The 26,720-nt window shown below is 70.4% G+C and carries 23 protein-coding genes, 2 tRNA genes and 1 other RNA gene; 12 read left to right on the top strand and 14 right to left on the bottom strand.

Annotation, left to right across the window (positions count from 1 at the left end; all coding sequences use genetic code 11):
* Positions 1-94 precede the first annotated feature (94 nt).
* Positions 95-622, bottom strand: coding sequence for a septum formation family protein (locus AAD528_RS01625; RefSeq protein ID WP_345750291.1), 528 nt, complete (start codon positions 620-622; stop codon positions 95-97).
* A 116-nt stretch (positions 623-738) separates the two neighbouring features.
* A complete protein-coding gene (def, locus tag AAD528_RS01620) occupies positions 739-1,305 on the bottom strand; it encodes a peptide deformylase (RefSeq protein WP_345750290.1) in 567 nt (188 codons plus the stop codon).
* A gap of 74 nt (positions 1,306-1,379) precedes the next feature.
* On the opposite strand from def, the gene AAD528_RS01615 reads away from it, so the two are divergent.
* Together AAD528_RS01615 and AAD528_RS01610 are read left to right on the top strand one after the other, a co-directional pair.
* Positions 1,380-2,522: a DMT family transporter gene (locus AAD528_RS01615; RefSeq protein ID WP_375339562.1), complete on the top strand. Its 1,143-nt coding sequence runs from the start codon at positions 1,380-1,382 to the stop codon at positions 2,520-2,522.
* 13 nt (positions 2,523-2,535) lie between these two features.
* Positions 2,536-2,610, top strand: a tRNA-Ile gene (locus AAD528_RS01610).
* A gap of 545 nt (positions 2,611-3,155) precedes the next feature.
* Here AAD528_RS01610 and AAD528_RS01605 read toward each other — a convergent pair.
* The gene (locus AAD528_RS01605) at positions 3,156-6,641 is read right to left on the bottom strand and encodes a cutinase family protein (RefSeq protein WP_345750289.1); all 3,486 of its coding nucleotides are present in this window, start codon (positions 6,639-6,641) and stop codon (positions 3,156-3,158) included.
* 287 nt (positions 6,642-6,928) lie between these two features.
* On the opposite strand from AAD528_RS01605, the gene AAD528_RS01600 reads away from it, so the two are divergent.
* From AAD528_RS01600 to AAD528_RS01585, 4 genes are all read left to right on the top strand, one after another.
* Positions 6,929-8,182 carry a Kelch repeat-containing protein gene (locus AAD528_RS01600; RefSeq protein ID WP_345750288.1) on the top strand — a complete coding sequence of 418 codons (1,254 nt, stop codon included), beginning with the start codon at positions 6,929-6,931 and terminating at the stop codon, positions 8,180-8,182.
* Complete coding sequence (locus AAD528_RS01595; RefSeq protein ID WP_345750287.1) at positions 8,167-8,448, top strand: hypothetical protein; 282 nt, start codon at positions 8,167-8,169, stop codon at positions 8,446-8,448. Before AAD528_RS01600 ends, AAD528_RS01595 begins: the two co-directional genes overlap by 16 nt.
* A gap of 56 nt (positions 8,449-8,504) precedes the next feature.
* On the top strand, positions 8,505-9,605 hold the full coding sequence (locus AAD528_RS01590; protein ID WP_345750286.1) for a carboxylate-amine ligase: 1,101 nt from the start codon (positions 8,505-8,507) through the stop codon (positions 9,603-9,605).
* 131 nt (positions 9,606-9,736) lie between these two features.
* Positions 9,737-10,240 carry a DUF3145 domain-containing protein gene (locus AAD528_RS01585; RefSeq protein WP_345750285.1) on the top strand — a complete coding sequence of 168 codons (504 nt, stop codon included), beginning with the start codon at positions 9,737-9,739 and terminating at the stop codon, positions 10,238-10,240.
* Between the two features lie 150 nt (positions 10,241-10,390).
* Here the strand turns inward: AAD528_RS01585 and AAD528_RS01580 are convergent, their stop codons facing one another.
* From AAD528_RS01580 to aceE, 6 genes are all read right to left on the bottom strand, one after another.
* Positions 10,391-11,632 (bottom strand): beta-ketoacyl-[acyl-carrier-protein] synthase family protein, encoded by a 1,242-nt coding sequence (locus AAD528_RS01580; protein WP_345750284.1) that lies wholly within the window; start codon positions 11,630-11,632, stop codon positions 10,391-10,393.
* A 76-nt stretch (positions 11,633-11,708) separates the two neighbouring features.
* The gene (locus tag AAD528_RS01575; protein ID WP_345750283.1) at positions 11,709-11,954 is read right to left on the bottom strand and encodes an acyl carrier protein; all 246 of its coding nucleotides are present in this window, start codon (positions 11,952-11,954) and stop codon (positions 11,709-11,711) included.
* Between the two features lie 83 nt (positions 11,955-12,037).
* Positions 12,038-13,039 (bottom strand): beta-ketoacyl-ACP synthase III, encoded by a 1,002-nt coding sequence (locus AAD528_RS01570; protein WP_345750282.1) that lies wholly within the window; start codon positions 13,037-13,039, stop codon positions 12,038-12,040.
* Between the two features lie 31 nt (positions 13,040-13,070).
* On the bottom strand, positions 13,071-13,982 hold the full coding sequence (locus AAD528_RS01565) for an ACP S-malonyltransferase (protein ID WP_345750281.1): 912 nt from the start codon (positions 13,980-13,982) through the stop codon (positions 13,071-13,073).
* A 144-nt stretch (positions 13,983-14,126) separates the two neighbouring features.
* Entirely contained in the window at positions 14,127-15,395 is a 1,269-nt protein-coding gene (locus AAD528_RS01560) for a PucR family transcriptional regulator (protein ID WP_345750280.1), read from the bottom strand.
* Between the two features lie 8 nt (positions 15,396-15,403).
* On the bottom strand, positions 15,404-18,130 hold the full coding sequence (gene aceE, locus AAD528_RS01555) for a pyruvate dehydrogenase (acetyl-transferring), homodimeric type (protein WP_345750279.1): 2,727 nt from the start codon (positions 18,128-18,130) through the stop codon (positions 15,404-15,406).
* A 126-nt stretch (positions 18,131-18,256) separates the two neighbouring features.
* Between aceE and AAD528_RS01550 the strand changes: the two genes are divergently transcribed.
* A complete protein-coding gene (locus AAD528_RS01550; protein WP_345750278.1) occupies positions 18,257-19,045 on the top strand; it encodes an MOSC domain-containing protein in 789 nt (262 codons plus the stop codon).
* Between the two features lie 24 nt (positions 19,046-19,069).
* A tRNA-Val gene (locus AAD528_RS01545) sits at positions 19,070-19,145 on the top strand.
* Positions 19,146-19,157: 12 nt separating this feature from the next.
* On the opposite strand, the gene AAD528_RS01540 is transcribed toward AAD528_RS01545, so the two are convergent.
* Entirely contained in the window at positions 19,158-20,123 is a 966-nt protein-coding gene (locus AAD528_RS01540) for an LLM class F420-dependent oxidoreductase (protein WP_345750277.1), read from the bottom strand.
* 154 nt (positions 20,124-20,277) lie between these two features.
* Between AAD528_RS01540 and AAD528_RS01535 the strand changes: the two genes are divergently transcribed.
* The 4 genes from AAD528_RS01535 (at position 20,278) to rnpB (ending at position 23,626) form a co-directional block, all read left to right on the top strand.
* Positions 20,278-21,009, top strand: a complete 732-nt coding sequence (locus AAD528_RS01535) for a zinc ribbon domain-containing protein (protein ID WP_345750276.1) — start codon at positions 20,278-20,280, stop codon at positions 21,007-21,009.
* The gene (locus AAD528_RS01530) at positions 21,006-21,476 is read left to right on the top strand and encodes a reverse transcriptase-like protein (protein ID WP_345750275.1); all 471 of its coding nucleotides are present in this window, start codon (positions 21,006-21,008) and stop codon (positions 21,474-21,476) included. The genes AAD528_RS01535 and AAD528_RS01530 overlap by 4 nt, the downstream gene beginning before the upstream one ends.
* Positions 21,460-23,226, top strand: a complete 1,767-nt coding sequence (locus tag AAD528_RS01525) for a bifunctional 3'-5' exonuclease/DNA polymerase (RefSeq protein WP_375339561.1) — start codon at positions 21,460-21,462, stop codon at positions 23,224-23,226. The genes AAD528_RS01530 and AAD528_RS01525 overlap by 17 nt, the downstream gene beginning before the upstream one ends.
* Positions 23,227-23,258: 32 nt before the next feature.
* Positions 23,259-23,626, top strand: an RNA gene (gene rnpB, locus AAD528_RS01520) — RNase P RNA component class A.
* Between the two features lie 60 nt (positions 23,627-23,686).
* Here rnpB and ppgK read toward each other — a convergent pair.
* The 4 genes from ppgK to AAD528_RS01500 form a co-directional block, all read right to left on the bottom strand.
* On the bottom strand, positions 23,687-24,439 hold the full coding sequence (gene ppgK / locus AAD528_RS01515) for a polyphosphate--glucose phosphotransferase (RefSeq protein ID WP_345750274.1): 753 nt from the start codon (positions 24,437-24,439) through the stop codon (positions 23,687-23,689).
* A gap of 117 nt (positions 24,440-24,556) precedes the next feature.
* Positions 24,557-24,937: an RNA polymerase-binding protein RbpA gene (locus tag AAD528_RS01510; protein WP_345750273.1), complete on the bottom strand. Its 381-nt coding sequence runs from the start codon at positions 24,935-24,937 to the stop codon at positions 24,557-24,559.
* 119 nt (positions 24,938-25,056) lie between these two features.
* Positions 25,057-25,815: a glycerophosphodiester phosphodiesterase family protein gene (locus AAD528_RS01505; RefSeq protein WP_345750272.1), complete on the bottom strand. Its 759-nt coding sequence runs from the start codon at positions 25,813-25,815 to the stop codon at positions 25,057-25,059.
* Entirely contained in the window at positions 25,812-26,717 is a 906-nt protein-coding gene (locus AAD528_RS01500) for an SPFH domain-containing protein (RefSeq protein WP_345750271.1), read from the bottom strand. Before AAD528_RS01500 ends, AAD528_RS01505 begins: the two co-directional genes overlap by 4 nt.
* Positions 26,718-26,720 lie beyond the last annotated feature (3 nt).

The following is a 26,720-nucleotide window of genomic DNA, read 5'->3' as shown; positions in this document are numbered from 1 at the left end:
CCGTCGCTTTCGGATGCGCCGCTCGCTTCGGGAGGCGGCCTGAGCCGATTGTGACGGGTCCGACGGCGCGACGGTAGATCGCCGGGTGAGGAGATCAGCGCGCGGCGCCCTCGAGGGATCCGGTGAGCTTCTTCGCGCCGCCCTCGCCGGGCTCGTAGATCACGCACTGCACGAGCCGGTCCTTCACGTTCGGATCGTTCCAGCCGTCCTCCAGCGGGGCGAGGAAGACGTAGTCGAGCACCGAGTCCTCGAAGGCCTTGCCGACGAACGACTCGAACTCGGCGTAGCAGCCCTCGTCGGCGGCCTGGTCGATCGCGTCCTTGCCGGGCCAGTCGCCCTCGGGCATCTCGAACTCGTGGAAGATCTCCTCGGTGTGCGGCTCGGTGCACGGCACGACCGCCGCCGACGAGAGCTCGCCGTTCTCGCCCAGGTTCAGGCAGTCGCCGATCTTCAGCTGGAAGACGTCGACGTCCCCGCTCTCGGTGACCTGGCCCGTCTCCTCGTCGCGCTGGGGACCCCCGCCGCCCAGGAGCTGGCCGATGGCCGCGCAGCCGCACAGCGCGAACAGCAGGGCGAGCGCACCGGTCGCGGCGGCGAGGCGAACGGGGCCGATGCGGGTCATGCGCCTCTCCTGTCGATCGCGCGGAGGCGGACGGCCGCCCTTGCGCTCACAGTAGCCACCGCGCCCGCAGCGGGCGAGGGACTGTCGTGGGCAGCGCTCACCGTGTAGGGATCCGATCAGCCCTCGAGGTCGTCGACGCCCGGCTGCCAGCTCAGGCCCGGTCGCCCCCATCCGCGCTTGCGCGCGATCTTCTGCACGAGCTTCGCGTCCGATCCGGTCAGCCGGTCGACGTAGAGCACCCCGTCGAGGTGGTCGAACTCGTGCTGCATGATGCGGGCGCGCCAGCCGTCGACCTCGATCCGGACCGGCTCGTCGTCGAGATCCATGCCGGTCACGACGACGCGCTCCGAGCGGCGCAGCGCGAAGCGCTCGCCGGGGAACGACAGGCAGCCCTCCGACTCCTCGTCCTCGTCGGGCTCGCCCGGCACGAGGGGAATCATCCAGAGCTCGGGGTTGACGATCACCCCGCGCCACGGCTCACCCTTGTCGTCCTCGTACGAGTACGTGTAGATGCGCAGCGGCACGCCCACCTGGGGCGCCGCGAGGCCGACCCCCGGCGCGGTGTCCATCGTCTCGAACATGTCGGCGACCAGGGTGCGGATCTCGTCCGTGATCTCCTCGACGTCGACGGCGGGGGCGTGGAGCACGGGATCGCCCATGATGCGGATCGGGAGCACGGCCATGCTTCCAGCGTAGATTCATCGGCCGCTGCGATTCGAATCGCGGTGTTCGCGGGCCCGCCGGGTACCCTCGGAGAGTGCATCCGGGGATCGTTCAGCTGGCGTTCGGCAGCGGTTTCGCCGGTGTGGAGGACGTCGGCGACCAGCTCGTGGGCGCGTTCCAGAATCCGGGACTGCTGCTGGGCATCCCGCTCGCCCTCGCCGGCGCGGTCTTCATGTCGCTGGGTGCGCAGTACCAGAGCCAGGGGGTGCGCAAGGTCGAGCGGATCTCCGGATCGACCGCCGACACCGGGCTCGCGCCGTCGCACCTGCTGCGCCTGCTCACGCGCCCGTCGTGGGTCATCGGGACGGTCCTGCTGTGCGTCGCCATCACCTGCCAGCTGAGTGCCCTCGCCGTCGCGCCGCTGATCGTGGTGCAGCCGCTGGGAGCCGTGTCGCTCGTGATCACGACGCTGCTCAACGCGCAGGCGACGGGACACGTCCCGACGAGGAAGTCGCTCACGTCGATTGGCCTGTGCGTCGGTGGGATCTTCCTGTTCGTGATCGTGGCCGCCCTGTTCGCGACCGAGCACCCCGTGACCGAGGTCGAGCTGCTCGTGGTGTTCGCGATCCTGCTGGTCGTGATCATCCTCGTCGGCGTGGCCTGGCTGATGCTGCGGCACCGGATGGGTGCGCTGTTCTACATATCGGCAGCCGGCGTGCTGTACGGCTTCGTCGCGACGCTCGCGAAGATCGTGATCAGCCGGATCCAGCAGGGCGACTTCGATTGGCTCACGATCGTCTGTCTCGGAGCGCTGCTCGCGGCCGCCGCGGTCGGCGGATACTTCGTGCAGACGGCGTACTCGTCCGGGCCGCCCGATCTCGTGATCGCCGGCCTCACCGTGATCGATCCGATCGTCGCGGTCCTGATCGGCGCGATCGTCCTGGGCGAGGCATCCGACGCGCACCTGTGGGCGCTGATCGTCTTCGTCGTCGCGGGCGCGGCCGCGGCGTACGGCGTGTTCCTGCTCGCGCGCCACCACCCGCAGGTCGTGAGCGAGAGCCAGGAGCTGGCCATCGCGCGGGGCCGGGACGAGGGGATCGACCGGGCCGCGCGCGAGACCGGCGAGCCGGCGAAGGACGGCGAGACCGCGCTCGACCAGCTGCGCGCGATGCGCGACCCCGACGACCTGCTCAACCGGCGCCTGCCTCCGGACGAGGACGGCGATCGGGCGCGATAGGCTCGGAGATCGCGGGGCGGTGGCCAAGATGGTCAAGGCAGCGGGCTCATAACCCGACGATGCGTGGGTTCGAGTCCCACCCGCCCCACAAGTAAACCCACTCAGACGCGTAATCATGCGGAAGAACGGCGTTTTCTTCATGTCGGACGAGCAGGCGCTCGACACCGCCAGAAGGTCCGCTAAATGGTCCACAACTGGGGGTGGTGACGCCTCCTCGAGGGCGTCTGCGAAAGAGTTGATCGTGGGGAAGCGCGGTGTCGCGATCAGCGCCAGAGACATCGATGTTGCGCCATCACATCGGGCGCTGAAGCAGTTGACGGCTTCGTTGCCTGGATGCTCGAGCACCGCTTCGTCGAGGGCATGGGCGTGTTCTCGCCGACGTCGCGAGGAGCGGTGTGGAAATGAAGTGCGCCGGGGGCGCCGCCGCAAGAGGATGGGCGCGCGCCTACGTACGAGGAGTGACGTGAACGATCGGACGAGTATCGCTGGTCATCAGCTCGAAGTGCTGAGCGCGTACGTCTCGCGGGCGCAACGCGGCGGCGCCAGTTGGCACGCCGAGGCCGGATCCGACCGAGGGGTGATTTAGGGGAGGGCGGGACTCGCGCCGGAACAGCGCCGGTGTCTAGGAAAGGGCTACTTCTTCACCAGGACCGTCGCCTTGCTCGTCGTTTCTACCGACCGGTAGCCCGCTTTCGTACCCGTGACCTTGACGGCGATCTTCTTTCCGGCGTCTGCGGCAACGAGCTTGTAGGTCGATTTCGTCCCGCCGGAGATGGCTTTGCCGTCCCGCAGCCACTGGTACTTGAATGCCGTGCCGGACGTCCATGCCCCGGGCTTCGCGCTGAGCGTCTGCCCGACCTTGACCGTGCCGGCGATGGTCGGAGTCTTCGTCACCAGCGTCTGCAGCGGAATCGACTTCGCAGCGCTCGTCTTCGACGCCGTCGTGTAGCCGGTCTTGGTGCCTGTGACCTTGACTGTCACCTTCGTTCCGGCGTCCGCGGCGCTGAGCTTGTAGCTCGATTTCGTCGCGCCGGAGATGGCCTTGCCGCCACGCAGCCACTGGTACTTGAATGCCGTGTCGAAGGTCCATGCCCCGGGCTTCGCGCTGAGCGTCTGCCCGACCTTGACCGTGCCGGCGATGGTCGGAATCTTCGTCATCAGCATCTGCAACGGCACCGGCTTGACGGCGCTCGTCTTCGGCGCGGTGTTGTAGCCGGCCAGCGTGCCGGTGACCTTCACAGAGACAGTCTTGCCCGCATCGGAGGCAGTGACCGTATAGGTCGCCGCTGTCGCCTTGTTGATCGCCTTGCCGTCGCGCAGCCACTGGTAGGTGAACCTCGTGCCGGCGGTCCATGTGCCGGGTATTGCCGTCAGCTTCTGGCCGACTGTCACGGCGCCTGAGAACGTCGGCGTAGCTGTCTTCAGCGTCCGTAACGGGACCAACTTCGCAGCGCTGGTCTTCGATGTCGTGGTGTGTCCGGACTTGGTGCCGGTGACCTTGACTGTGACCTTCTTCCCGGCATCGGCGACGGCGATCTCGTAGGTCGACTTCGTCGCGCCGGAGATAGCTTTGCCGTCTCGGAGCCACTGGTAGGTGAATTTCGTGCCGGCCGTCCAGTTGCCCGGAATCGCAGTGAGAGTTTGGCCCACCGCTGAGGTGCCGCCGATCGTGGGCGTGGCTGCGGTCAGCGTGTTCGCAACGATTATCGGCTCCGATGTGCGCGTAGTGAGCTCGTATCCGAGCCGTTTCGCTGTCACGGACACCCAAATCTGTTCTCCAACATCGGCGGCAGTCGGGGAGTAAGTCGATTCCGTCGCGCCCTGGATCGGAGTGGTGTTTCTCATCCATTGATACGTCACAACCGTAGGCTTTGGCGACCAGGTCCCGATGGTTGCCGTGAGCGTGCCACCAACAGCCGTCGAACCGGACACGACAGGGTCCAGCACTGAGGCGAAGCGGTCATCTGGCTCCTTGTCGATCTCGTAGCGTGAGGCACCAGGATCCAGCACGATCTCTGTCGCGTTCGACAACGTGAGCGATTCATCCCAGTACGTACCCGAGTCGACGAACTCGATCTTGTAAGTGCCCGAGGGCAAGTTCCAGAACCAGTAGTCGAGGAGAGTCACCTTGCGGCTGTCGTCCCAGTACATGACGCTGCTGGGATCATTTCGCCACAGTTCATACACGCCTCGGCCGGGATCGAGTCGGTACAGCCGTGGTTCGGAGACGCCGTCGCCCCACAACATCTCGTTCCACGTCATGGTGCCCGCGATGGTTGCTCCAGCGCCAAGGACCTGATCAACACCGATCAGCGGTTCTCGATCGAGCACTTCGATCGCTTGACTGTCGTGAGGGTGCAGGGCGCCTCCGAGCCACAGCTCGGACTCATATGTAGAGTACGCGCCCGTAACGATGTACTGCAGCCGGTATTCTCCAGGGGGTAGAGATGTGATCTCATAGCGACCGCGATAATCCGCTTCTCCGGATCCCGCGTATTCTCCGTCCGGCCGATAGGCGTCGACGCGAGCCTTGGAGATCGGGTGGCCGGAAGTCCCTGTGATGTGGCCGGAAACTGCGGCGCCAGAAGCGATTGCGACGTCGTAACCCGAGTGCGGCATCTCCGAGTTGAACGCGAACGGATGGAGGTCGTCGGGATCGAGTGACGCTATCCAAGCCGTGATACCGGGCCACCCCTCTTCGATGGTGTGAAGTCCGCCCCACGTTGTCGTGTAATTCGTACCAGGTGACGCGGAGAAACGCAGCTTCAAGGTGCCTTCAGGGAGATCACCCAGGGCATACGTACCATCTGCCGCCGTGACGGCGCGCCCTTGCCAGCGATAATCGTCACCGTCTCCCAGCCGCCAGTATGCGTCTATCTGGACGCCTGCGGCATCGGAGTCGTCGGCCACGTTGGAGATGTGGCCAGTCAGAAGAGGCGACCCTAGCGTGATGTTCAGAACATGCCAGCTACCCCTCGCGAGGCGCATAGTCGGCGTGTCTGCTACGTCAAGAACACCGGTGTTCCACCTGGCTCGATAGCCAGATCCTGATGGGGGAGTGAACAGCACTCGGTACGCGCCGATGGGTAGATTCGAGATCGCGTAGTTTCCCTGGGAGTCCGTTAACGCGGAAGCGAATTCCTCGCCGATCCCGCCGCCACCATCGGCGCGGTACACGGTCACCGTGACGTCCCCAAATCGTTTCCAATTGGCACCGCCATCCAGCACGTTACCGGTGATCGAGGTGTTGCTGCCTGCCCACATGGTGTGCACGGCATCCTGTATCTGCTGGCGCGTGTACGAACTTGTGTGAATGTCTATGCCGGCAGCTGCCACGCCGGCGATGGTGGCGAGCCCGGCAGGGTCCGGTGAGAGGCCATAAACGGACATCAGATTCTCGGTGTCGCACACGAGATCCATAGCGTTGCAGAGCTCCAGGATCCTTGTCGTCCGTGTCGCCGGCAGATCGAAGAGCAAGTAGGCTCCCGGCAACGCTCGGGTCCACTCGTTGAGACCGCTGCCGGGAGAGGCGGTTCCCGCGTTTTCCACCGGACGGTCCTTGCGGTGGCCGGGATTCGCAATCTGAAGCACTCCGGCAATTCGGCTCGCTGGGTACGAGTGACTCAGCACTTGATCGATGACCAGCGCTCCTTGCGAGTAGCCGATCAAGACCCACTGCTCATCGGGACAGTTGAGCAGTGATTCACCGAGGATTTGTTGCAGCCTCGTCACGCCCGTGGAAATCGAGTTGTAGTAGTCAAGGTCGCTATCGCCTCGGAACGCCAGAGCGAGGTCGGCGATGAGCACACTCACTGGTGCTGCCGTGTAATCGACGGCGAGGCTGCGATGACTCATCGGAGACAGCTTCCGCTCGGCTTCTGAGACCGCCTGACCGACGATCGTCCCATACTCGCTGGTCTCACCGGACCCCTTCACTCCGACGATCAGATAGTCCCGGCAGAATGACGCTGCCGTCGTCGCTTCTGTCGATTGAGCGGCCACTGATGTCGATGACGGAGCGATGATGAGCCCGATGAGGAGCGCGAGAGCACCGACGATCGCCAGCACATTGCGGTTCGCGCTTGCTCGCCAGCGAGAGGCAGATACCAGAGCGCGCATTCGATCACCATTCTGCGGCCAAGGTGCCGCTCAGAACGTGGAGCCGCGGTCCGGGTGTGCCGCTACCGCTGACCTTAGCGATTGCTATGAACGACGTCGAGCTCGTCGTGTCGACAATCGTGATCGATGCGTAGTTGAAGCGGCAACCAGGTCCGAAACCACGTGGTCATGCGGGGAAATCGCAACAGGGCTCATAACCCGACGATGCGTGGGTTCGAGTCCCACCCGCCCCACCACGTCCGCGCTGGTCCGGTGAGACGATGCGCGGTGCGGCGACACTGTCGGGTATGAGCCGCATGCGCGCCCTCGCCGCCTCGTCTGCCCTCGTCGTGGTCGCGTCGCTCGTCCTCACCGGATGCGAGGGGCCGCGCGCGGCCGTGGGCCCGAGCTCCACACGGGCGACCCCCGCAGGCGAGGAGGCCGTCGCGTCGCCCGGCTGGATCGCGGTGGATGACCTCCCGATCGCGCCCCGCGACGCTGCGGTCACCGCGTGGACAGGCGAGGAGCTGCTGGTCTTCGGCGGCTATGTCGGCCCGCCGTGCCCGCCGCGGGCGGACTGCATGCTGTCCGAGTGGGCGGCGGACGGTGCGGCGCTCGACCCGATCTCGGGGGAGTGGCGACCGCTGGCGGCGGCGCCGCGGTCCTGGCAGGGGCAGGCCGAGGCCGCCTACGCGAACGGCCGGGTCTACGTGAACGCGTCGTCGGAGGACGGCGAGCTGCTCGTCTACGACATCGCGGCGGACGAGTGGTCGATGGCGCGAGGCGTGCCGGCCGTCCGCGGCACCCGGATGCGGCCCGACGGCGATCGACTCCTGTTCTACGCCCGCTCGGAGGAACACGGCGAGACGCCCGATCGCGTGCTCGATGCCGCCGGCGGAGAGTGGTCGGAGCTTCCGGATGATCCGTTCCCGCCGGCGTTCGACCGCGACCTGATCCCGACGGATCACGGACTCGCTCTCGTCGCGACCGACCTGCGGGCGGTCGAGGATGCGGAGCGGTACGGACGCACGCAGGTCGCCCTGCTCGCCCCGGGGACCGCCGAGTGGCGCGTCCTGCCGCCGACGACGCAGACCCACAGCTGGAACTGGGTGGCCACGGACGACCGGCTCGCGTCGCTGCAGCTGGATCCGACGCAGGCCGGCACCGTCCCGTTGCCGAGCGGCGGCTGGCAGCCGGGCTTCGCACCCGATCCGCAGCAGGCGGACCCCTGGCTCCCGGACGCCTTGGGGCGGCGGTTCTCGGTCGTGAACGGTCGGCGCTACGACGCGATCGCCGACCGCTGGACGGCCCTGCCGCGACCGGACGGGCCCCGGAGTTCGGCGGGCCCACGGCATGGGCGGGGGATCGGCTCGTGCTGCTGGGCGGGATCGAGGCGCCGTACGAGACGCGCTCGCCCCGCTCCTGGATCTATACGCCGCCCGAGACGCTGCCTCGGCCCGAGCCGGGGACGATCCCCGCGACCGAGGGCACCCAGCGCGCGGGTGGCACCATCCTGTTCGCGGAGACGGTCGACAGCGACCTGGCGATGGACGCTCTGGTGACCGGACGGCTGATCCGGACGGACGGGGGATGCCTGGCGCTCGAGAGCGGCGCGCCGGAGCCGAGCATCGTGCTGTTCCCGTTCGGGACCGCGCTCGCGCCCGACGGGCGCAGTGCCGACGTGCCCTGGTACGGCACCGTGCGCGAGGGCGATCCCGTCGACGGCGGCGGCGGGTACGTGGGCCCCGGAGCACTGGCCGATGACACGGCGCGCGCCGCACTGCGGGACGAGTGCGGAAGCGAGAGGGTCGTCGCCTGGCAGCAGTAGTCCGGCCACCGGGTCCCGCCCTCGTGCATCTGCGCGGTTCGTGCGCATACTGGCTCATGCGGACGTTCGGCGTGGAGGAGGAGCTGCTCCTCGTCGATGCCGCGAGCGGGGTGCCGCGGGCGCTCGCGCCGGACATCCTGGATCGCTTCGGTCACGGCGACCGCGAGGGCTTCGCGCTCGAGGCCGAGATGCAGCAGGAGATGATCGAGGTCGTCTCCGCGCCGTGCACCGACCGGCTCGACATGCTTCGCCTCATGCGCGCCGGCCGTCGGGCCGCGGACGGGCTCGCCCGCGATCGGGGCGCGCGGGCCGTCGCGCTGGCGAGCTCGCCGCTGCCCGTGCGTCCTCACGTCACGACCCGACGCCGCTACCAGGCGATCGCCGAGGGCTATGCGGGCATGGCGCGCACGACGCTGGAGTGCGGCTTCCACGTGCACGTGGGCATCTCCGATCCGGAGGAGGGCGTGGCCGTGCTGAACCGGATCCGCGCGTGGCTCCCGGTCATTCTGGCGCTCTCGGCGAACTCGCCGTTCCGCGACGGCGAGGACACGGGGCATGCGAGTTTCCGCTTCGTGGCGTGGCATCACTGGCCGACGGCCGGTCCGATCGACGTCTTCCCCGACGTCGAGGCCTACCGGGCGTTCGAGCGGGAGCTCGTCGCGACCGGCGCGATCCTGGACACCGGGATGCTCTACTTCGACGCGCGCCTGTCGCACGCCCACGAGACGGTCGAGATCCGGATCGCGGACGTCTGCCTGTCGGCGGAGGACGGCGCGGCGCTGGCGTGCGTGATCCGGGCGCTCGTGGATCAGGCGGCCGACGACTGGCGCGGGGGAGTGCCGCCGCTCGCGGCGTCGACGGCCGCGATCCGGCTCGCGTCGTGGATGGCGGCGCGCCACGGGATGCGTCATCACCTGGTCGATCCGACCACCGGCACGGCGCGCTCCGCGGGCTCGGTCGTCGACCGCATGCTCGCGTGGGCCGGCCCGGCGCTGCGGCGGCACGGAGACGAGGACGCCGTGCGTCACGCATTGCGCGACATCGCCCGCCGCGGGACGGGCGCGGATCGTCAGTGGGCGGTCCACGCGAAGACGGGCTCCATCGCGGCGATCGTCGCGGACGCCGCCGAGACGACGCAGGGTCGCGATCGCGCGTGACGACGCGACCGGAATGACACGCTTGTGATTCGGGCCGCGTCCGGTCATAATGCTGGGAGAACTGAAGACACGTCAGCCGGATCCGCCGGTCAGGTCGTAGGGGAAGACGCACCTGACGAAACGGAGAGATCATGGCGACACCTATTGCGCGCGGAGTGGTCTACATCCACTCAGCGCCACGCGCGTTGTGCCCCCACCTCGAGTGGGCCGTCGGCCGCTCGCTCGGCCGTGCCGTGAACTTCGAGTGGGCCGAGCAGCCCGTGCTCGACGGGGCGCGTCGCGCGGAGTTCTACTGGGAGGGCCCGGCCGGCACCGGCGCGGCCCTGGCCACGGGCATCCGCGGCTGGGAGCACCTGCGCTTCGAGGTGACCGAGGATCCCACCCCCCGCAGCGACGGCGGCCGCTGGATGCACACGCCCGATCTCGGCATCCACTTCGCGCAGATGGACACCGCGGGCAACGTCGTCGTCCCCGAGGATCGCATCCGCTATGCCATGGAGGTCGCCGCGGGAGATCCGATGGAGCTGCAGCGGGAGCTGGACATCGCGCTCGGATCCGCGTGGGACCAGGAGCTCGAGCCCTTCCGCCACGCGAGCGACGACGCACCCGTCGTCTGGCTCCACAAGGTCGGCTGAGCCGCGCCGCGATCGATCCGCGTCACAGGTCACGGAGCGGCGCCGGTACCGCCTGCCGGTGAGGATCCCCGGCGGGTGAGACAGCGTCACTCCGGAACGAGAGAACGGCCCCTGGTTCACCCAGGGGCCGTTCTGCGCGTGGAGACGGGATCAGCCGTCGTACGAGGCGAAGACCGCGACGGCGTTGTGTCCACCGAAGCCGAAGGAATTGCAGATCGCCAGCTGCGGATCGGCGCTCAGCTGCTGCGTCGAGCTCGACGCCTTCAGCGGGATCGCCGGATCCTGATCGACGAGGTTGATCGTCGGGGGAGCGACGCGGTCGCGCAGCGCCAGGATCGTGAACACCGACTCGAGCGCGCCCGTGCCGCCGAGCAGGTGGCCCGTCGACGCCTTGGTGGCGGAGACGGGGATGTCGTGCACGCGGTCGCCGAACACCGACAGCAGCGCGGCGTACTCGGCCGGGTCGCCCACGGGAGTCGACGTCGCGTGCGCGTTGATGTGCGTGACGTCGTCGGCCGCGCGACCCGCCTGCTCGAGCGCCTGGCGCACCGCGCGGGAGGCGCCGGCGCCGCTGGGGTCGTTCGCCGTGATGTGGTGGGCGTCCGCCGTCACGGCCGTGCCCTCGAGGCGCGCGTAGATGCGCGCACCGCGGGCCAGCGCGTGCTCCTCGGTCTCGAGGATCAGCGCGGCCGCGCCCTCGCCCATGACGAAGCCGTCGCGGTCCACAGAGAACGGACGCGACGCCGTCTCGGGCGAGTCGTTGCGGCGCGACAGCGCCTGCATCGAGGCGAACGCCGCGACCGTGATGGGGTGGATCGCCGACTCGGTGCCGCCCGCGATCACGACGTCCGCGAGACCCAGCTGCAGGTGCTCGTAGGCGCTCGCGATCGACTCCACGCTGGACGCGCAGGCCGAGGCGACCGTGCGTGCGAAGGCGCGCGCGCCGAAGTGCAGCGACAGGTTGCCGGCGGCCGCGTTCGGCATCAGCATCGGGACCGTCATCGGCATGACCCGGCGCGGCCCCTTCTCGCGGAGCGTGTCCCACGCGTCGAGCAGGGTCCACACGCCGCCGATGCCGGTGGCGAAGTCGATGCCGAGCCGCTCGGGCGCGACGTCAGGCGCGCCTGCGTCGGCCCAGGCCTCCATCGCCGCCACCATCGCGAACTGCGATGCGGGGTCGAGGCGCTTGGCCTGCGGGCGCTCCAGCACGGTCTCCGGGCGGACGACGGCCTCGGCGGCGAACGTCACCGGCAGCTCGTACTGGGCGACCCAGTCGTGCTCCAGCGAACGGGTCCCCGACACGCCGGCGAGAAGATTCTGCCAGTTCTCGGGGACGGTGCCGCCGAGCGCCGATGTGGCGCCCATGCCGGTCACGACGATGCGCTTGCTCATGAGTTGGTTCCTCGTGCTCCGATGAAGCGGATCCGGTGCCGCGCCCGTGTCGTCAGGGGGCGCGGCACCGCGGATGTCACTGGTTGTTCGTGATGAAGTCGACGGCGTCCTTCACCGTCTTGAGGTTCTTGACCTCGTCGTCGGGGATGGTCACGCCGAACTTCTCCTCGGCGTTGACGACGATCGTCATCATCGAGATCGAGTCGATGTCGAGGTCGTCGGTGAACGACTTCTCGAGCGACACCTCCTCGGCGGCGATGCCCGTCTCGTCGGTGATCAGCTCGGCCAGGCCGGCGAGGACCTCGTCAGTGGTGAATGCCATGGGGTGCTCCTCTTTCTCAGGATGTTTCGAATGGATCGGGGACGACGGAACCGAGGTTCAGTCTAGGGTCGCGCCTCGCGGCGTCACGGGAGGACGACCACCTGCGCGGCGTACACGAGGCCGGCGCCGAAGCCGATCTGCAGTGCGAGGCCGCCGCTCAGCTCGGGGTTCTCCTGCAGCAGCCGGTGCGTCGCGAGCGGGATCGACGCGGCGGACGTGTTGCCGGTCGTCTCGATGTCGCGCGCGACCCTCACCGTCTCCGGCAGGCCGAGCTGCTTGGCGAACTCGTCGATGATGCGCATGTTCGCCTGGTGAGGGATGAACGCGGCGAGATCGTCGGGCGTGACGCCGGCGGCCTCGAGGGCCTGCTTCGCGACCTTCGCCATCTCCCAGACCGCCCAGCGGAACACCGTGGGGCCCTCCTGGCGCAGCGTCGGCCACTCCGCGACGCCGTCGCGGAACTCGGTCAGCGTGTGGTTCATCCCCACGGCACCGGCCTTGGAGCCGTCGGAGCCCCAGATGGACGCGGAGACGCCGGGGGTGTCGCTCGGCCCGAGCAGCGCGGCACCCGCGCCGTCGCCGAGCAGGAACGAGATGCTGCGGTCGGTGGGGTCGACGACGTCGCTGAGCTTCTCGGTGCCGATCACCAGCGCGTAGCGGGCCGCGCCGGAGCGGATGAGCGCGTCGGCCTGGGCGATCGCGTAGCAGTAGCCGGCGCACGCGGCGTTGACGTCGTACGCGGCGGCGGGGTTGGCGCCCACGCGATCGGCGACGATCGCGGACGCCGAGGGCGTCTGCTTCGGGTTGCTGATGGTCGAGACGATCACGAGGTCGACGTCGGCGGGGTCGACGCCCGCGCGCTCGATGGCCTCCCGGCCCGCGATCGTCGCGAGGTCGATCGCATCGGTCTCCGCGACGGCGCGCACACGGGTGATGATGCCGGTGCGCTGACGGATCCACTCGTCGCTCGAGGCGATCGGACCGATCAGGTCGTCGTTGGGCACCGCGATCTCGCCGCGGGCGGCGCCGAGCGCGTAGATCCGGGAGTGCGGGGCGCCGACGGCCTCCTTGAGGATGACGGTCATGTCTCGTCCGTTCTTTCGGGTCGGGCCGTCGTCACGCCGCGAGCAGCTCGAGCGCTGCGGCGAGGTCCTCGGGCGTCTTGACGGCCACGCTCGGCACGCCCCGCAGGCCGCGCTTGGCGAGGCCCACGAGCGCGCCCGCGGGAGCGAGCTCGATGATGCCGGTCACGCCCTCTTCCGCGAAGGAGGCCATGCAGAGGTCCCAGCGCACGGGGTTCGCGATCTGGTGCACGATCAGCTCGAGCGCGCGCGGCCCGTTGTCCACGGTGCCGCCGTCGCTGTTGGTCCAGAGCGCGATGTGCGGGTGGCCGACCGCGGCGATGTCGTCGACGGCGGTCTTCAGCGTCGCCTGCGCGGGCGCCATGAAGCGCGTGTGGAACGCGCCCGCGACCTGCAGCGGGATCACCCGCGCCCCGCGGGGGGCGTTCTCGGCCAGGGCCGCGAGACCGGGCAGCTCGCCGGCCGCGACGATCTGACCGCCGCCGTTGTAGTTCGCGGGGCTCAGCCCGTTGTCCGCGATCGCCTGCAGGACCTGCGCCTCGTCGCCGCCCACGACGGCGCTCATGCGGGTCTCGACGAGCGCGGCGGCATCCGCCATCGCGCGGCCGCGCACACCCACCAGGCGCATGCCGGTGTCGGCATCGATGACGCCCGAGGCCACCAGGGCGGCGATCTCGCCGACGGAGTGTCCGGCGACGCCGGCCGGGCGGGCGTCACCCGCCGTCAGCTGCTCCCACGCGAGGATGCTGGCCGCCACGATGAGCGGCTGCGCGATGCGCGTGTCGCGGATGGTGTCGGCATCCGAGTCGGTGCCATGGGCGATGAGGTCGACCTGCGCGGCGTCCGAGAACGCGGCGAGGCGTTCGGCCGCGCCGTCGAGCTCGAGCCAGGGCGCGAGGAAGCCGGGGGTCTGCGAGCCCTGTCCAGGGCAGACGACGACGATCACCCGTCAAGTCTGCCGAACCGCGCGACCGCATGCTGGCGGTCGCGGTACAAGAATGCTCGGATCCTTTGTGCGCGCCTTACAGGGGCTGTGTGCTCCCTGCGCTCGCGCCGCGCGGATCGATGGCTCGGCCGACGCTCCGCCGCGTCAGCGGGCCGAGCCGTCGCGCGGGCGACGCACCGCCGTGCGGCGGCGGCCGACGTCCGCGGATCCGATGGAGCCCAGGATCAGCGCGGTCTGCAGGATGAGCGCCTCGCGCGGGCCCGTGGCATCCCACCCGATGACGTCGCTCACCCGCTTGAGGCGGTAGCGCACCGTGTTCGGGTGCACGAACAGCTCGCGCGCCGTGGCCTCGAGCGAGCGGCCGTTGTCGAGGTAGCTCCACAGAGTCGTGACGAGATCGGTCGAGTGCGCCGCGAGCGGGCGGTAGATCTTCTCCACGAGCGTCTGCTTCGCGACCGGATCGCCCGCGAGCGCGCGCTCGGGCAGGAGGTCGTCCGCCTCGACGGGGCGGGGAGCGTGGCGCCAGCCGCGGGCGACGGCGAAGCCGGCCAGCGCCGCGCGCGCGCTCTGGCTCGCGTCGACGAGCGCGGGGACGGTCGGGCCGAGCACCAGGTACCCCTCGCCGAACGCGGGCTCGAGCTGACGGGCGACATCGATGAAGGGCATGCCCTCCGGCTCGGTGTCCTCGTCGGCGTCGGCCTCCTGCGCGCGGCCGATCACGATCACGAGCCGCGAGCCCTGCACGCCGACGAGCACGTCGACGCCCAGCTTGCGCGACGTGCGCCGCACCTGGTCGACGTCGAACTGCGGGGGAGCGGTGCCGACCAGCACGCACGCCTGTCCGTGCCCGTGCCAGCCAAGCGCCGCGATCCGGCTCGGCAGCTCCTCGTCGGCCTCGCCCGTGAGGATCGAGTCGACGACCAGGGCTTCCAGTCGCGCGTCCCACAGCCCCCGCGACTCCGCCGCGCGGGCATAGACGTCGGCGGCCGTGAAGGCGACCTCGCGCGAGTAGAGCAGGATGGCCTCGCGGAGGTCCTCGCTCTTGGACGCGACGCGCTCCTCGACGACCTCCACCGTGATCCGAATCAGCTGCAGCGTCTGCTGCAGGCTCACGCTGCGCAGCAGCTCCCGGGGCGCGGCGGCGAAGATGTCGGCGGCGATCCACGGCGTCGACGTGGGGTCGTCGAACCACTGGATGAACGACGTGATGCCCGCCTGCGCCACGAGGCCGACGGCGGATCGGCGCGCGGGCGGCATCCCGGCGTACCACGACAGCGACTGCTCGAGCCGCGTCGTGGTCGCCGTCGCCAGGTCACCCGAGATGCGGCGCAGCCACGCCAGGGTGGCCGCCCTGTCGAGGACGGCCCCCTCGGTCGATGCCGTCCCCCGGGCGGGCGTGGCGTCCTGACTCACGCGTGAACTCAGCTCTCCCCGCCGGCGTTGCCCGAGGTGCCGGCGCTGACGTCGTGCAGGCGGTACTTCTCGATCGCCTGGCCGACGACGGCGCGGTCGACCTTGCCCTCGTCCGCGAGCCCCTGCAGGGCGCGCACCGCCATGGAGGGGCCGTCGATCTTGAAGAACCGGCGTGCCGCGGCGCGCGTGTCCGAGAAGCCGAAGCCGTCGGCGCCGAGCGTCAGGTAGCGCTGCGTGATCCAGGGACGGATCTGGTCCTGCACGGCGTGCATGAAGTCGCTGACCGCGATGACCGGGCCCTCGGCGTCCTTGAGCTTGTCGGTGATGTACGCGGTCGTCGGCTCGGCCTCGGGGTGGAGGAAGTTGTGTTCGTCGGCGGCGAGGCCGTCGCGGCGCAGCTCGGTCCAGCTGGTGACCGACCACACGTCGGCGGCGACGCCCCAATCCTTCTTGAGCAGCTCCTGCGCCTCGAGCGCCCACGGCACGCCGACGCCCGATGCGAGCAGCTGCGTGCGGGGTCCGTCACCCGTGCCCTCGGAGATGCGGTGGATGCCGCGGAGGATGCCGTCGACGTCCACGCCCTCCGGCTCGGCCGGCATCACGATCGGCTCGTTGTAGACGGTGATGTAGTACATCACGTTCGGGTCCTCGTGCTGGCCGCCGTACATCCGCTCGATGCCCGCGCGCACGATGTGCGAGATCTCGTAGCCGTACGCCGGGTCGTACGACACCGTGGCGGGGTTCGTCGACGCGAGCAGGTGGGAGTGTCCGTCGGCGTGCTGCAGGCCCTCGCCCGTGAGGGTGGTGCGACCCGCGGTCGCGCCGATGATGAAGCCGCGCGCCATCTGGTCGCCCGCGGCCCACTGGGCGTCGCCCGTGCGCTGGAAGCCGAACATCGAGTAGAAGATGTAGATCGGGATCAGCGGCTCGCCGTGCGTCGCGTACGACGTGCCCGTGCCGGTGAACGCGGCCATCGCGCCGGCCTCGTTGATGCCCACGTGCATGATCTGGCCCTGCGGGCTCTCCTTGTAGGCCAGGAGCAGCGCGCGGTCGACCGACGTGTAGTTCTGGCCGTTCGGGTTGTAGATCTTCGCGGTCGGGAAGTACGAGTCCATGCCGAACGTGCGCGCCTCGTCCGGGATCACCGGCACGATGCGGTTGCCGAACCCGTCGACGCGCAGGAGGTCCTTCACGAGGCGCACGAACGCCATCGTCGTCGCGATCTCCTGCGTGCCCGAGCCCTTCTTCAGCAGGGCGTAGTCCTTGTCCTGCGGCAGGGGGATCTGCGTGTACCTGCTGCGGCGCTCCGGCAGGAAGCCGCCGAGCGCGCGGCGGCGCTCCAGCATGTACTGGATCGTCTCGTCGTTCTCGCCCGGGTGGTAGTACGGCGGGCGGTACGGGTCGTCCTCGAGCTGCTTGTCCGTGACCGGGATGTGCATGGTGTCGCGGAAGAGCTTCAGGTCGTCCAGCGTCATCTTCTTCATCTGGTGGGTCGCGTTGCGGCCCTCGAAGTGCGGCCCGAGGCCGTAGCCCTTGATGGTGTGGGCGATGATGACGGTCGGCTGGCCCTTGTGCTCCTGAGCCGCCTTGAAGGCCGCGTACACCTTGCGGTAGTCGTGGCCGCCGCGACGCAGGCCCCAGACCTGGTCGTCGCTGTAGTCCTTGACGAGCTCGAGCGCGCGCGGGTCGCGTCCGAAGAAGTTCTCGCGCACGTACGCGCCGGACTCGGTCTTGTAGGTCTGGAAGTCGCCGTCGGGGGTGACGTTCATCAGGTTGCGCAGCGCGCCGTCGTCGTCGCGGGCGAGCAGCTCGTCCCACTCGCGGCCCCAGATGACCTTGATGACGTTCCATCCGGCGCCGCGGAAGTAGCTCTCGAGCTCCTGGATGATCTTGCCGTTGCCGCGCACCGGGCCGTCGAGGCGCTGGAGGTTCGCGTTGATCACGAACGTGAGGTTGTCGAGGCCCTCGTTCGCGGCGACCTGCAGCTGTCCGCGGCTCTCGACCTCGTCCATCTCGCCGTCGCCGAGGAACGCCCAGACATGGCTGTCGGCGGTGTCCTTGATGCCGCGGTTGGCGAGGTACTTGTTCGTCATCGCCTGGTAGATCGCGTTGATCGGTCCGAGACCCATCGACACGGTCGGGAACTGCCAGAACTCGGGCATCAGGCGAGGGTGCGGGTACGACGGGATGCCGTTCGCGCCGGCCGACTTCTCCTGGCGGAAGCCGTCGAGCTGCGCCTCGGACAGGCGGCCCTCGAGGAACGCGCGGGCGTACGGGCCGGGGGAGGCGTGGCCCTGGATGAAGATCTGGTCGCCGCCGGAGGGGTGGTCCTGGCCGCGGAAGAAGTGGTTGAAGCCGACCTCGTACAGCGAGGCGGACGACGCGTACGTCGAGATGTGGCCGCCGACGCCGATCCCGGGGCGCTGCGCGCGGTGCACGGTGAGGGCCGCGTTCCAGCGGATCCACGAGCGGTAGCGGCGCTCGAGCTCCTCGTCGCCGGGGAACTCCGGCTCGTCCTCGGGCGCGATCGTGTTGACGTAGTCGGTCGTCGGGACCATCGGCACGCCCAGGTGCAGATCCTTCGAGCGCTTCAGCAGGCTCAGCATGATCTCGCGACCGCGCTGGTGGCCCTTCGCGTCGACGAGCTCATCCAGCGACTGCTGCCACTCGCTGGTCTCCTCCGGGTCGCTGTCCTGCGGTCCCTGCGAGTACGGATCCTGGTCGTGTACTGCCACCGGATGACCTTTCGTCGAGCGGGGCAGATCGTGCCTCGCGAACATACCTGCGCGTGCGCTGACGGGTCAGGGCGCACGCGTGATCGCCTTTCAGCCTAGCCCTCCTGGGCAGGGCAGGATGGACGGGTGCCGTTCGTGAGCGCCCTCTACCGCTACCCCGTGAAGGGCTTCACTCCCGAGGCCCGCGACAGCCTGGCCGTGCTCGATGGCGGGCGGATCGAAGGGGACCGCGTGCTGGCGTTCCGCTTCGCGGACGCGGCCGAGCCGGAGGAGCGCGACGGCCTCGACCACTGGCCGAAGAGCCGCGGGCTCTCGCTCATGGACTTCCCGTCGCTGGCGCGCGTCCGCCTCGACTGGGACGGGCGGCGGCTGCGCCTGGAGGTCGACGGCGCACCGCTCGCGGAGGAAGGGCTGGACGCCGAGGGACGCCGCCGACTGTCGGAGGCGGTGACCGGGTACGTGCTCGGCACGCCCGACGCGCGGAGACTGCGCGCGAGCGGACGACTGCCGCTCACGCTGGTCGGCGACGGCGAGACCTCCCGGTTCCAGGACCGGGCGCGCGGCTTCGTCTCCGCCCACAGCGCGTCCTCGGTCGCCGCGCTGGATGCGCTCGTCGACGCCCCGGTGGACGACCGGCGCTTCCGCTCGAACATCGTCATCCAGGGCGTCGACGCCTGGGCGGAGCTCGAGTGGGCGGGAAGGGTCCGGATCGGCGACGTCGCCTTCGAGGTGCAGAAGCCGATCGTGCGCTGCCTGGCGATCCACGCCAACCCCGACACGGGTGAGCGCGACGCCCGCCTGCTGCCGACCCTGACCCGCGAGGTCGGCCAGACCGAGCCGACCCTCGGGATCCTGCTGCTGCCCGCCGGATCCGGCGGTGTGATCCACGTGGGCGACGAGGTCCGGATCGGCTGACGCGCGCCCGTAGACTCGTGGCGAGGGCCTTTAGCTCAGCTGGTAGAGCGCCACGTTTACACCGTGGATGTCGTCGGTTCGATCCCGGCAGGGCCCACCATCGGCGTAGGCCTCACAGGGCGCGCAGGCGCTCCAGCAGCGGCCCGGCCGCCTCATCCAGGAACTGCTGCTGCTTCTCGTCGCCGATCTGCACGATCGCGATGTCGGTGAAGCCGGCGTCGAGGAACGGGCGCACGCCCTCCGCGAGCGCGTCCAGATCCGGTCCGCACGGGATCGCGGCGGCGACGTCCTCCGGACGGACGAACTGCGACGCGGCCTCGAAGCCGGCCGGGGTCGGCAGATCCGCGTTCACGGCCCAGCCGCCCCCGAACCAGCGGAACTGATCGTGCGCGCGGGTGATCGCGGCATCCCGATCCGGATCCCAGCTGATCGGCACCTGCCCGATCTTGCGCGATCCGGCGCCGTGGTGCTCGTCCCATCCCGTGACGAGGTCGCCCTCGGGCTGCACCGCGATCATGTGGTCTCCGAGCGGTGCGAGCTTCGACAGCGAGCTCTCGCCCGACACGGCCACGCCGATCGGGACGCCGCCGTCCGGCGCATCCCAGACCCGCGCGGAGTCGACGCGGAAGTAGGCGCCGTCGTACGTGACGAGGTCGCCGGTGTGCAGAGCGCGGATGATCTCGATGGCCTCCGCGAGCATGTCCTGCCGCTGAGCCACGCCGGGCCAGCCCTCGCCGACCACGTGCTCGTTGAGGCTTTCGCCCGCGCCGAGGCCCAGCGTGAAGCGGCCCTCCGACAGCAGCTGCAGGGTCGCGGCCTTCTGGGCCACGACCGCGGGGTGGTAGCGCAGCGTCGGGCAGGTCACGTAGGTCATCAGCTCGACCCGCGAGGTGGCATGCGCGACGGCGCCCAGCACCGTCCAGGCGTACGGCGCGTGTCCCTGGCTGACCAGCCAGGGGGAGTAGTGGTCGCTCGAGACCTCGAAGTCGAAGCCCACGTCCTCCGCCTGCTCCGCGTAGCGCACGAGCTCGCGCGGGCCGCTCTGCTCGGTCATCAGCGTGTAGCCGAAGCGCGTCATCGGTTCTCTCCTTCTCGGGCCTTCGTCCCGTCCGCGTCCGACGGTACGGGCGCACCCCCGAGCGCGCACGGGGCTTGCGGACGGCCCGCGGATGAGGCACGCGGGGCGGGCGGGCGACCCCGTGAGCGATGCGCCCGCGGGGTAGGTTGGAGGGGTGAAAGCCAGCCCTGCCGACCAGCTCCTCCTGCTCGACGTCGTCGACATCGACCGCCGCCTCGCGCAGGCCGAGGCCGTGCGCAGGAACCCGCCGCAGGCGGCGCGCGTGCAGGAGCTGATCGCGCGGCGCACGAGCCTCGGGCGCGAGCTCGCCGATCGCGCCGGCGCGCGGGACGACCTCCGCGCCGAGCTGAAGCGGATCGAGGGCGACGTCGAGGTCGTGAGCGCCCGTCGCGCGCGCGACGCGGAGCGCCTGAACGTCGCGACGAGCCCCAAGGACGCGCAGGGCCTCGAGCACGAGATCGCGAGCCTCGACCGGCGTCGCAGCGACCTCGAGGACGCCGAGCTGGAGGTCATGGAGAAGCTCGAGGCCGCCGACGCGGCGCTCGCCGAGCAGCAGGCGCTCATGGACGAGGTCACGTCCGAGGGCCAGCGCCTCAGCGGCGAGGCGAAGGAGCTCGTGGCGAAGGCGACGAGCGACATCGACGCCCTCACGCGCGATCGCGGCGCGGTCGCCGGCCGGATCCCCGCCGACCTGCTCGCCCTCTACGAGCGGCTCGCCGCCCGCGGGACCGGCACGGCGGTGTTCACCCGCGGAATGTGCGGCGCGTGCAACATGAACCTGGCGCCGAGCGACCTCGCGGTGCTGCGCTCGACTCCCGCGGACGAGGTGGCGCTGTGCCCCGAGTGCGGCGGCATCATGGTGCGCACCGCGGAATCCGGCCTGTGACCCGCACGCTCATCGTCGAGGCAGACGGCGGTTCGCGCGGCAACCCCGGCACCGCGGCCGGCGGAGCGGTCGTGATCGATCCCGCGACGGGAAGCGTGCTGAGCGAGGTCGGCGTCTACGTCGGCGTCGCGTCGAACAACGTGGCCGAGTACAACGGCATGATCGCGGGGGTCGAGGCCGCGCTGGAGCGCGACCCGGACGCGATCCACGTGCGCATGGACTCGAAGCTCGTGGTCGAGCAGATGACCGGCCGCTGGAAGATCAAGCACCCCGACATGCAGACGCTCGCGCGCCGTGCCCGCGAGCTCGTGGCGGGGCGCACCGTGACCTTCGAGTGGGTGCCGCGCAACGAGAACAAGCTCGCGGATGCCGCCGCCAACGAGTCGATGGACGCGCGCGCGAGCTTCCGCCGCGACCTCGGCTCGGCGCGGGCGCCGGAGGCCGCCGGGGGTGACGCCGTCCTCTGAGCCGGGCGTCGACGCGTCATCCGCGCCGTCGCCGTGGGCCGACGCCGAGCGGATCGCGCTGGGTCGCGCCGCGGACGGCGGAATCGTCGCCGTGGTGCTCGACCGGGCCGGGGAGCGCGGACGCCGCCCGCTGACTGCTGCGGAGCTGCCCGCCTGGGTGGCCGAGCGGGAGGCCGAGGGGGCCGCGAGCGGCCGCGGCGTGCGCTGGATCTGGTCGAGCACGGCCGAGTGGTATCCGGCGCTCCTGGCGGCCGGGGTGCGCGTGACGCGGTGCCACGACCTTCGCCTGGGCCACGCGATCCTGCGCGACGCGGTGCCCGAGGCGACGGCGCTGCGCGCGGCGACCGCGTGGGACGCAGCGGCGGGGACGGGCGGCGCGCCGGATCTCGACGCGCTGTTCGCGCTCGACGCGCCCGCCCCGGTGCGCGGTCGCGACGATGTCCGCGAGGTGGTCGACGAGCTCGAGCGACAGGACGCCGCGGTGCCGCACGCGGCGGACCCGGGCCGGATGCGCCTGCTGCTCGCGGCCGAGTCGGCGGGCGCCCTCGTGGCGGCCGAGATGCGCGTCGCGGGCGTCCCCTGGGACGCGGATCACCACCGGCGGATCCTGACGGACGTCCTGGGCCGGCGCGGAGCCGGTGGCGTGCCCGAGCGGATGGCGCACCACGCCGCGGAGGTCCGCGCGGCGCTGGAGGACCCGTCGCTCGCCCTGGACTCGCCGCCGCGCCTGCTGCGCGCGCTGCACAACGCCGGGATCCTCGTCGAGTCGACGAGCAAGTGGGAGCTGCGCGAGGTCGACCATCCGGCGATCCCGCCCCTGCTGGAGTACAAGCGGCTCTCCCGCCTGCTGAGCGCGAACGGCTGGGCATGGCTGGACGAGTGGGTGCACGACGGGCGCTTCCGGCCCGTCTACGTGCCGGGCGGCGTCGTGACGGGCCGCTGGGCGTCATCCGGCGGGGGCGCGCTGCAGCTGCCCCGGCAGCTGCGCGACGCGCTGCGCGCCGACCCCGGCTGGCGGATCGTGGGCGCCGACGTCGCGCAGCTCGAGCCGCGGGTGCTCGCCGCCATGGCGCGGGACGAGCGGATGGCCGACGCCGCGCGAGGCCGGGATCTGTACGCGGGCATCGTCGCGGACGGCGCCGTGGCGACGCGGGCCGAGGCGAAGGTCGCGGTGCTGGGCGCGATGTACGGCGCGACCACGGGCGACTCCGGGCGCCTGGTGCCGCGCCTGCGGAAGGTCTACCCACAGGCGATGGGCCTCGTCGACGCCGCCGCGCGCACGGGCGAGGACGGCGGACGGGTGGCGACGTGGCTCGGTCGCACGTCGCCCGGGCCCGACGACGCGTGGCGCACCGCGCAGGGCCGCGCCGGCGCCTCCGCGGCCGAGGAGACCCGAGCGCGGCGCATCGCGCGCGATCGCGGTCGGTTCACGCGCAACTTCATCGTGCAGGGCACGGCGGCCGAGTGGGCGCTCGCGTGGCTCGCCGATCTCCGGCTGCGCCTGGCGCAGCTTCCGCCGGTCGATCCGGATCACGGCGCCCCGCGATCCGGCGCCGCCTTCGCGCGCCGCGCGCACCTGGCGTTCTTCCTGCACGACGAGGTGCTCGTGCACGCGCCCGCCGAGCAGGCCGAGGCCGCCGCCGATGCGCTGCGCGCCTCCGCCGAGGCCGCTGGCCGGCTGCTGTTCGGCTCGTTCCCCATCGACTTCCCCCTCGACCTGCGGATCTCCGACAGCGCCGGGAAGGACTGACAGCTCGCACGCCGTAGACTGGCGGGTGCGAATGGGTCGGCTGGACGACCGCGTCGCGGACGGTCCGCCGTCGCGCGCCGAGGAACGTCCGGGCTCCCCAGGGCAGGGCGGTGGGTAACACCCACCCGGAGCGATCCGCGAGACAGTGCCACAGAAAGCAGACCGCCGAGCTCGTCTCGGTAAGGGTGAAACGGTGGTGTAAGAGACCACCAGGGGTCGCGGTGACGCGATCCGCTCGGTAAACCTCGCCCGGAGCAAGACCAGACAGAGGATGTTGACGCGGCCCGCCGAGTCCTCGGGTAGGTCGCTAGAGCGTCACGGCAACGTGCCGCCGAGAGAGATGGTCGTCGACGGGGCGCGAGCCCCCGAACAGAACCCGGCGTACAGGCCGGCCCATTCGCCTCCGACCACGCAGACGCGCCCGGATCCGATCAGGATCCGGGCGCGTCTGCGTGCGGAGTCAGAGCGCGAGCGACGCGGCTCCGATGATGCCCGCGTTGTTCGCGTGCGTCGCGACGCGGATGTCCGCGCGCGTCTTGATGCGGGGCAGGAACTTCTCGGGGTTCTTCGACACGCCGCCGCCGATCAGGATCAGATCGGGGGAGAACAGGAACTCGAGGTGGTCGTAGAACTCCTGCAGGCGCCCGGCCCACTCCTCCCACGAGAGGCCCTCGCGCTCGCGCGCAGACGTGGCGGCGTACTTCTCGATCGACTCGCCGTTCCACTGCAGGTGGCCGATCTCGACGTTCGGCACGAGCTGGCCGTTGAACAGGAACGCGCCGCCGATCCCGGTGCCGAGGGTCGTCAGGATCGTCAGGCCCTGCTGGTCCTTCGCGCCGCCGAAGCGCAGCTCCGCGAGTCCCGCCGCATCGGCGTCGTTCACGAAGTGGATGGGCTTGCCCAGGCCCTCCTCGAAGAACGCGTCGGCCTCGAAGTCGAGCCACTTCTTCGACACGTTCGCGGCCGACAGCGTTCGGCCGTTCTTCACGATGGTCGGAAAGCAGATGCCGACGGGGAGATCCGCGGCGTCCGGGCCGAGCTTCTCGAGGAGCTCCTTCACGGTCGCCAGAACGTCCTTGGGCTTCGCTCCGTCGGGGGTGGGAATCCGGACGCGGTCGCTGAGCAGCTCGCCCTTCGCGAGGTCCACGATCCCCGCCTTCATGCCGGTGCCGCCGATGTCGATGCCGACGGCCCGGTCCACGCTCTTCGCCATGCGCCCAGCCTATTGGAGCACGGCGGATGCTCACGACGCGCGTGCCACGATGGCGGGCGGCGGATGAACGAAAGACGCCGACCCCGAAAGGGGCCGGCGTCGTCGTCGGAAGTCGGATCAGGCCGACTTGGCGCGCGTCGGGTCCTCGCCGGCGCCGCGGCGCGCGCGCACGAACGCCAGGCGCTCCGCGAGGATCTCCTCGAGCTCGGGGAGCGTGCGCCGCTCGAGCAGCATGTCCCAGTGCGTGCGGGCGACCTTGTCGCCGCTGTGGTCGACCTCGACCGTGCCGCCCTCGACGCGGAGCAGGGCCTCGGAGCCGCACGTGCGGCACTCCCAGGTCTCGGGCGCCTCGGCGTCGGCGGCGAAGGTGAGGGTGGTGTCGCGGTCGCACGCGGCACAGTGGTACGTGTACTGGGCGCGCTCCATGAACACGACGCCCTCCTCGCTCTGGAGGCTCTGGGCGCCGAGTCGGATTCCGCGAAGGCTGCGATCTGCCATTGTGTGGTCCTCTCGTCGGTCCCAGGTATAACGCTCCCGGCTGTGCGCATCATCCGAAGACCGGACCGCAGGCCGCCTTTCTCAGGCGAATCCCAGCGTCATGACGCAGGGGAGGCGGATCAGCGCGTGAGCGTCTCGAGCGCGACGTCCGCGCGATCCGTGACGATGCCGTCGACGCCCATCGCGACGAGGTCGCGCATGCGCTGCGGATCGTTGATCGTCCAGACGTGGATCTCCACGCCGGCCTCGTGCGCCCAGCGGATCAGGCGCGGCGTGAGCACCTGGATGATGCCCTGCCGCTCCGGGATCTGCAGCGCGTCCAGGCCATCCAACAGTCGCATCGCGACGGGCCGGATGCCCGCACCGACGGCGGCGACGAGACGCGTCAGTGTGCGCGAGCCGGGGGAGGTGGCCGGCCGCGCGGGCGCGGCGGCCGCGAGCGCGATGCGCCGCCGGTCGTCGGAGAAGCTCGTCACCAGCACGCGGTGCGCGTCCTCCGCGACCAGGCGGCCGACGCCCACCGCCGCCGCGGCGGCCTTGACGTCGAGGTTGAACCGCGTGCCGGGGAAAGACTCGAGCGACTGCGCGAGCGTCGCGAGCCCGCCCCGTGCCGCCATCTGCTGCTCGAGCTCGCGCAGCGGCACGTCCCGGACGGCGCGCGGATCGCCCGTGACGCGCTCGAGCGTCTCGTCGTGGAACAGCACCACGTGCCCGTCCGAGGTCACGTGGCAGTCCGATTCGACATACTCCGCCCCGGCCGCGTGCGCCGCGGCGATCGCGGCGAACGAGTTCTCGGCGATGTGCTGATCCGGCACGACGAGGCCGCGGTGCGCGAGCACGCGCGGGTGCGCCGCGCCGAGCAGGTAGGGGTGCGTCACGCGCGATCGGCGGGGGACGCGCCGCGCCCGAAGCCGCTCGCGATGCCCTTGAGGGCCTCGGTGAGCTCGCTCGGGATGATCCACAGCTTGCTCGACTGGCTCTCCGCGAGCTTCGGAAGCGTCTGCAGGTACTGGTAGGCGAGCAGCTTCTCGTCCGGCGCGCCCGCGTGGATCGCGTCGAAGACGTTCTGGATCGCCTCAGACTCGCCCTGCGCGCGCAGCACCTGGGCCTGCTTGTCGCCCTCGGCCTTGAGGATCTCCGCCTGCCGCGCACCCTCGGCCACGAGGATCTGCGACTGCTTCTGACCCTCGGCGGTCAGGATCGCCGCGCGGCGGTCCCGCTCGGCGCGCATCTGCTTCTCCATCGCGTCGCGCAGAGTGGCGGGCGGGTCGATGGCCTTGATCTCGACGCGGCCGACCTTGATGCCCCACTGGCCGGTCGCCTCGTCCAACGTCGCACTCAACTTGGCGTTGATGAGATCGCGGCTGACCAGCGCCTCCTCGAGATTCAGTCCGCCGACCACGTTGCGCAGCGTCGTGATCGACAGCTGCTCGACCGCGCCGAGGTAGTTCGCGATCTCGTACGTCGCTGCGCGCGGATCCGTCACCCGGAAGTAGACGACGACGTCCACCGCGACCGACAGGTTGTCCTCCGTGATCACCTGCTGCGGCGGGAAGGAGACCACCTGCTCGCGCAGGTCCACGCGCGAGCGGGCCCGGTCGATGATCGGCACCAGAAGGTGCGGGCCGCCGAACAGCGTCCGGTGGTACCGGCCGAGGCGCTCGATGATGAACGCCTCGCTCTGCGGCACGATGCGGATCGCCTGCACGAGGATCGTGACCACGAAGATCACGACCGCGATGGCGAGGATCCACAGCAGGATCGGTCCGAGGGCATCCATGGG

It is taken from the genome of Microbacterium rhizophilum (assembly GCF_039605615.1).
Classification (GTDB): domain Bacteria; phylum Actinomycetota; class Actinomycetes; order Actinomycetales; family Microbacteriaceae; genus Microbacterium; species Microbacterium rhizophilus.
Note: the sequence above shows the minus strand (reverse complement) of the source record. Positions and strands in the feature narration are given on the sequence as shown.

Coding starts and splice junctions, on each gene's coding strand:
- AAD528_RS01605 (WP_345750289.1), bottom strand. CDS start 6,641: ATGCGCGCTCTGGTATCTGCCTCTCGCTGGCGAGCAAGCGCGAACCGC.
- ppgK (WP_345750274.1), bottom strand. CDS start 24,439: ATGGCGAAGAGCGTGGACCGGGCCGTCGGCATCGACATCGGCGGCACC.
- AAD528_RS01540 (WP_345750277.1), bottom strand. CDS start 20,123: ATGACGCGCTTCGGCTACACGCTGATGACCGAGCAGAGCGGCCCGCGC.
- AAD528_RS01570 (WP_345750282.1), bottom strand. CDS start 13,039: ATGACCGTCATCCTCAAGGAGGCCGTCGGCGCCCCGCACTCCCGGATC.
- AAD528_RS01590 (WP_345750286.1), top strand. CDS start 8,505: ATGCGGACGTTCGGCGTGGAGGAGGAGCTGCTCCTCGTCGATGCCGCG.
- AAD528_RS01575 (WP_345750283.1), bottom strand. CDS start 11,954: ATGGCATTCACCACTGACGAGGTCCTCGCCGGCCTGGCCGAGCTGATC.
- AAD528_RS01510 (WP_345750273.1), bottom strand. CDS start 24,937: ATGGCAGATCGCAGCCTTCGCGGAATCCGACTCGGCGCCCAGAGCCTC.
- AAD528_RS01600 (WP_345750288.1), top strand. CDS start 6,929: ATGAGCCGCATGCGCGCCCTCGCCGCCTCGTCTGCCCTCGTCGTGGTC.
- AAD528_RS01625 (WP_345750291.1), bottom strand. CDS start 622: ATGACCCGCATCGGCCCCGTTCGCCTCGCCGCCGCGACCGGTGCGCTC.
- def (WP_345750290.1), bottom strand. CDS start 1,305: ATGGCCGTGCTCCCGATCCGCATCATGGGCGATCCCGTGCTCCACGCC.
- AAD528_RS01595 (WP_345750287.1), top strand. CDS start 8,167: ATGGACGCTCTGGTGACCGGACGGCTGATCCGGACGGACGGGGGATGC.
- AAD528_RS01585 (WP_345750285.1), top strand. CDS start 9,737: ATGGCGACACCTATTGCGCGCGGAGTGGTCTACATCCACTCAGCGCCA.
- AAD528_RS01580 (WP_345750284.1), bottom strand. CDS start 11,632: ATGAGCAAGCGCATCGTCGTGACCGGCATGGGCGCCACATCGGCGCTC.
- AAD528_RS01500 (WP_345750271.1), bottom strand. CDS start 26,717: ATGGATGCCCTCGGACCGATCCTGCTGTGGATCCTCGCCATCGCGGTC.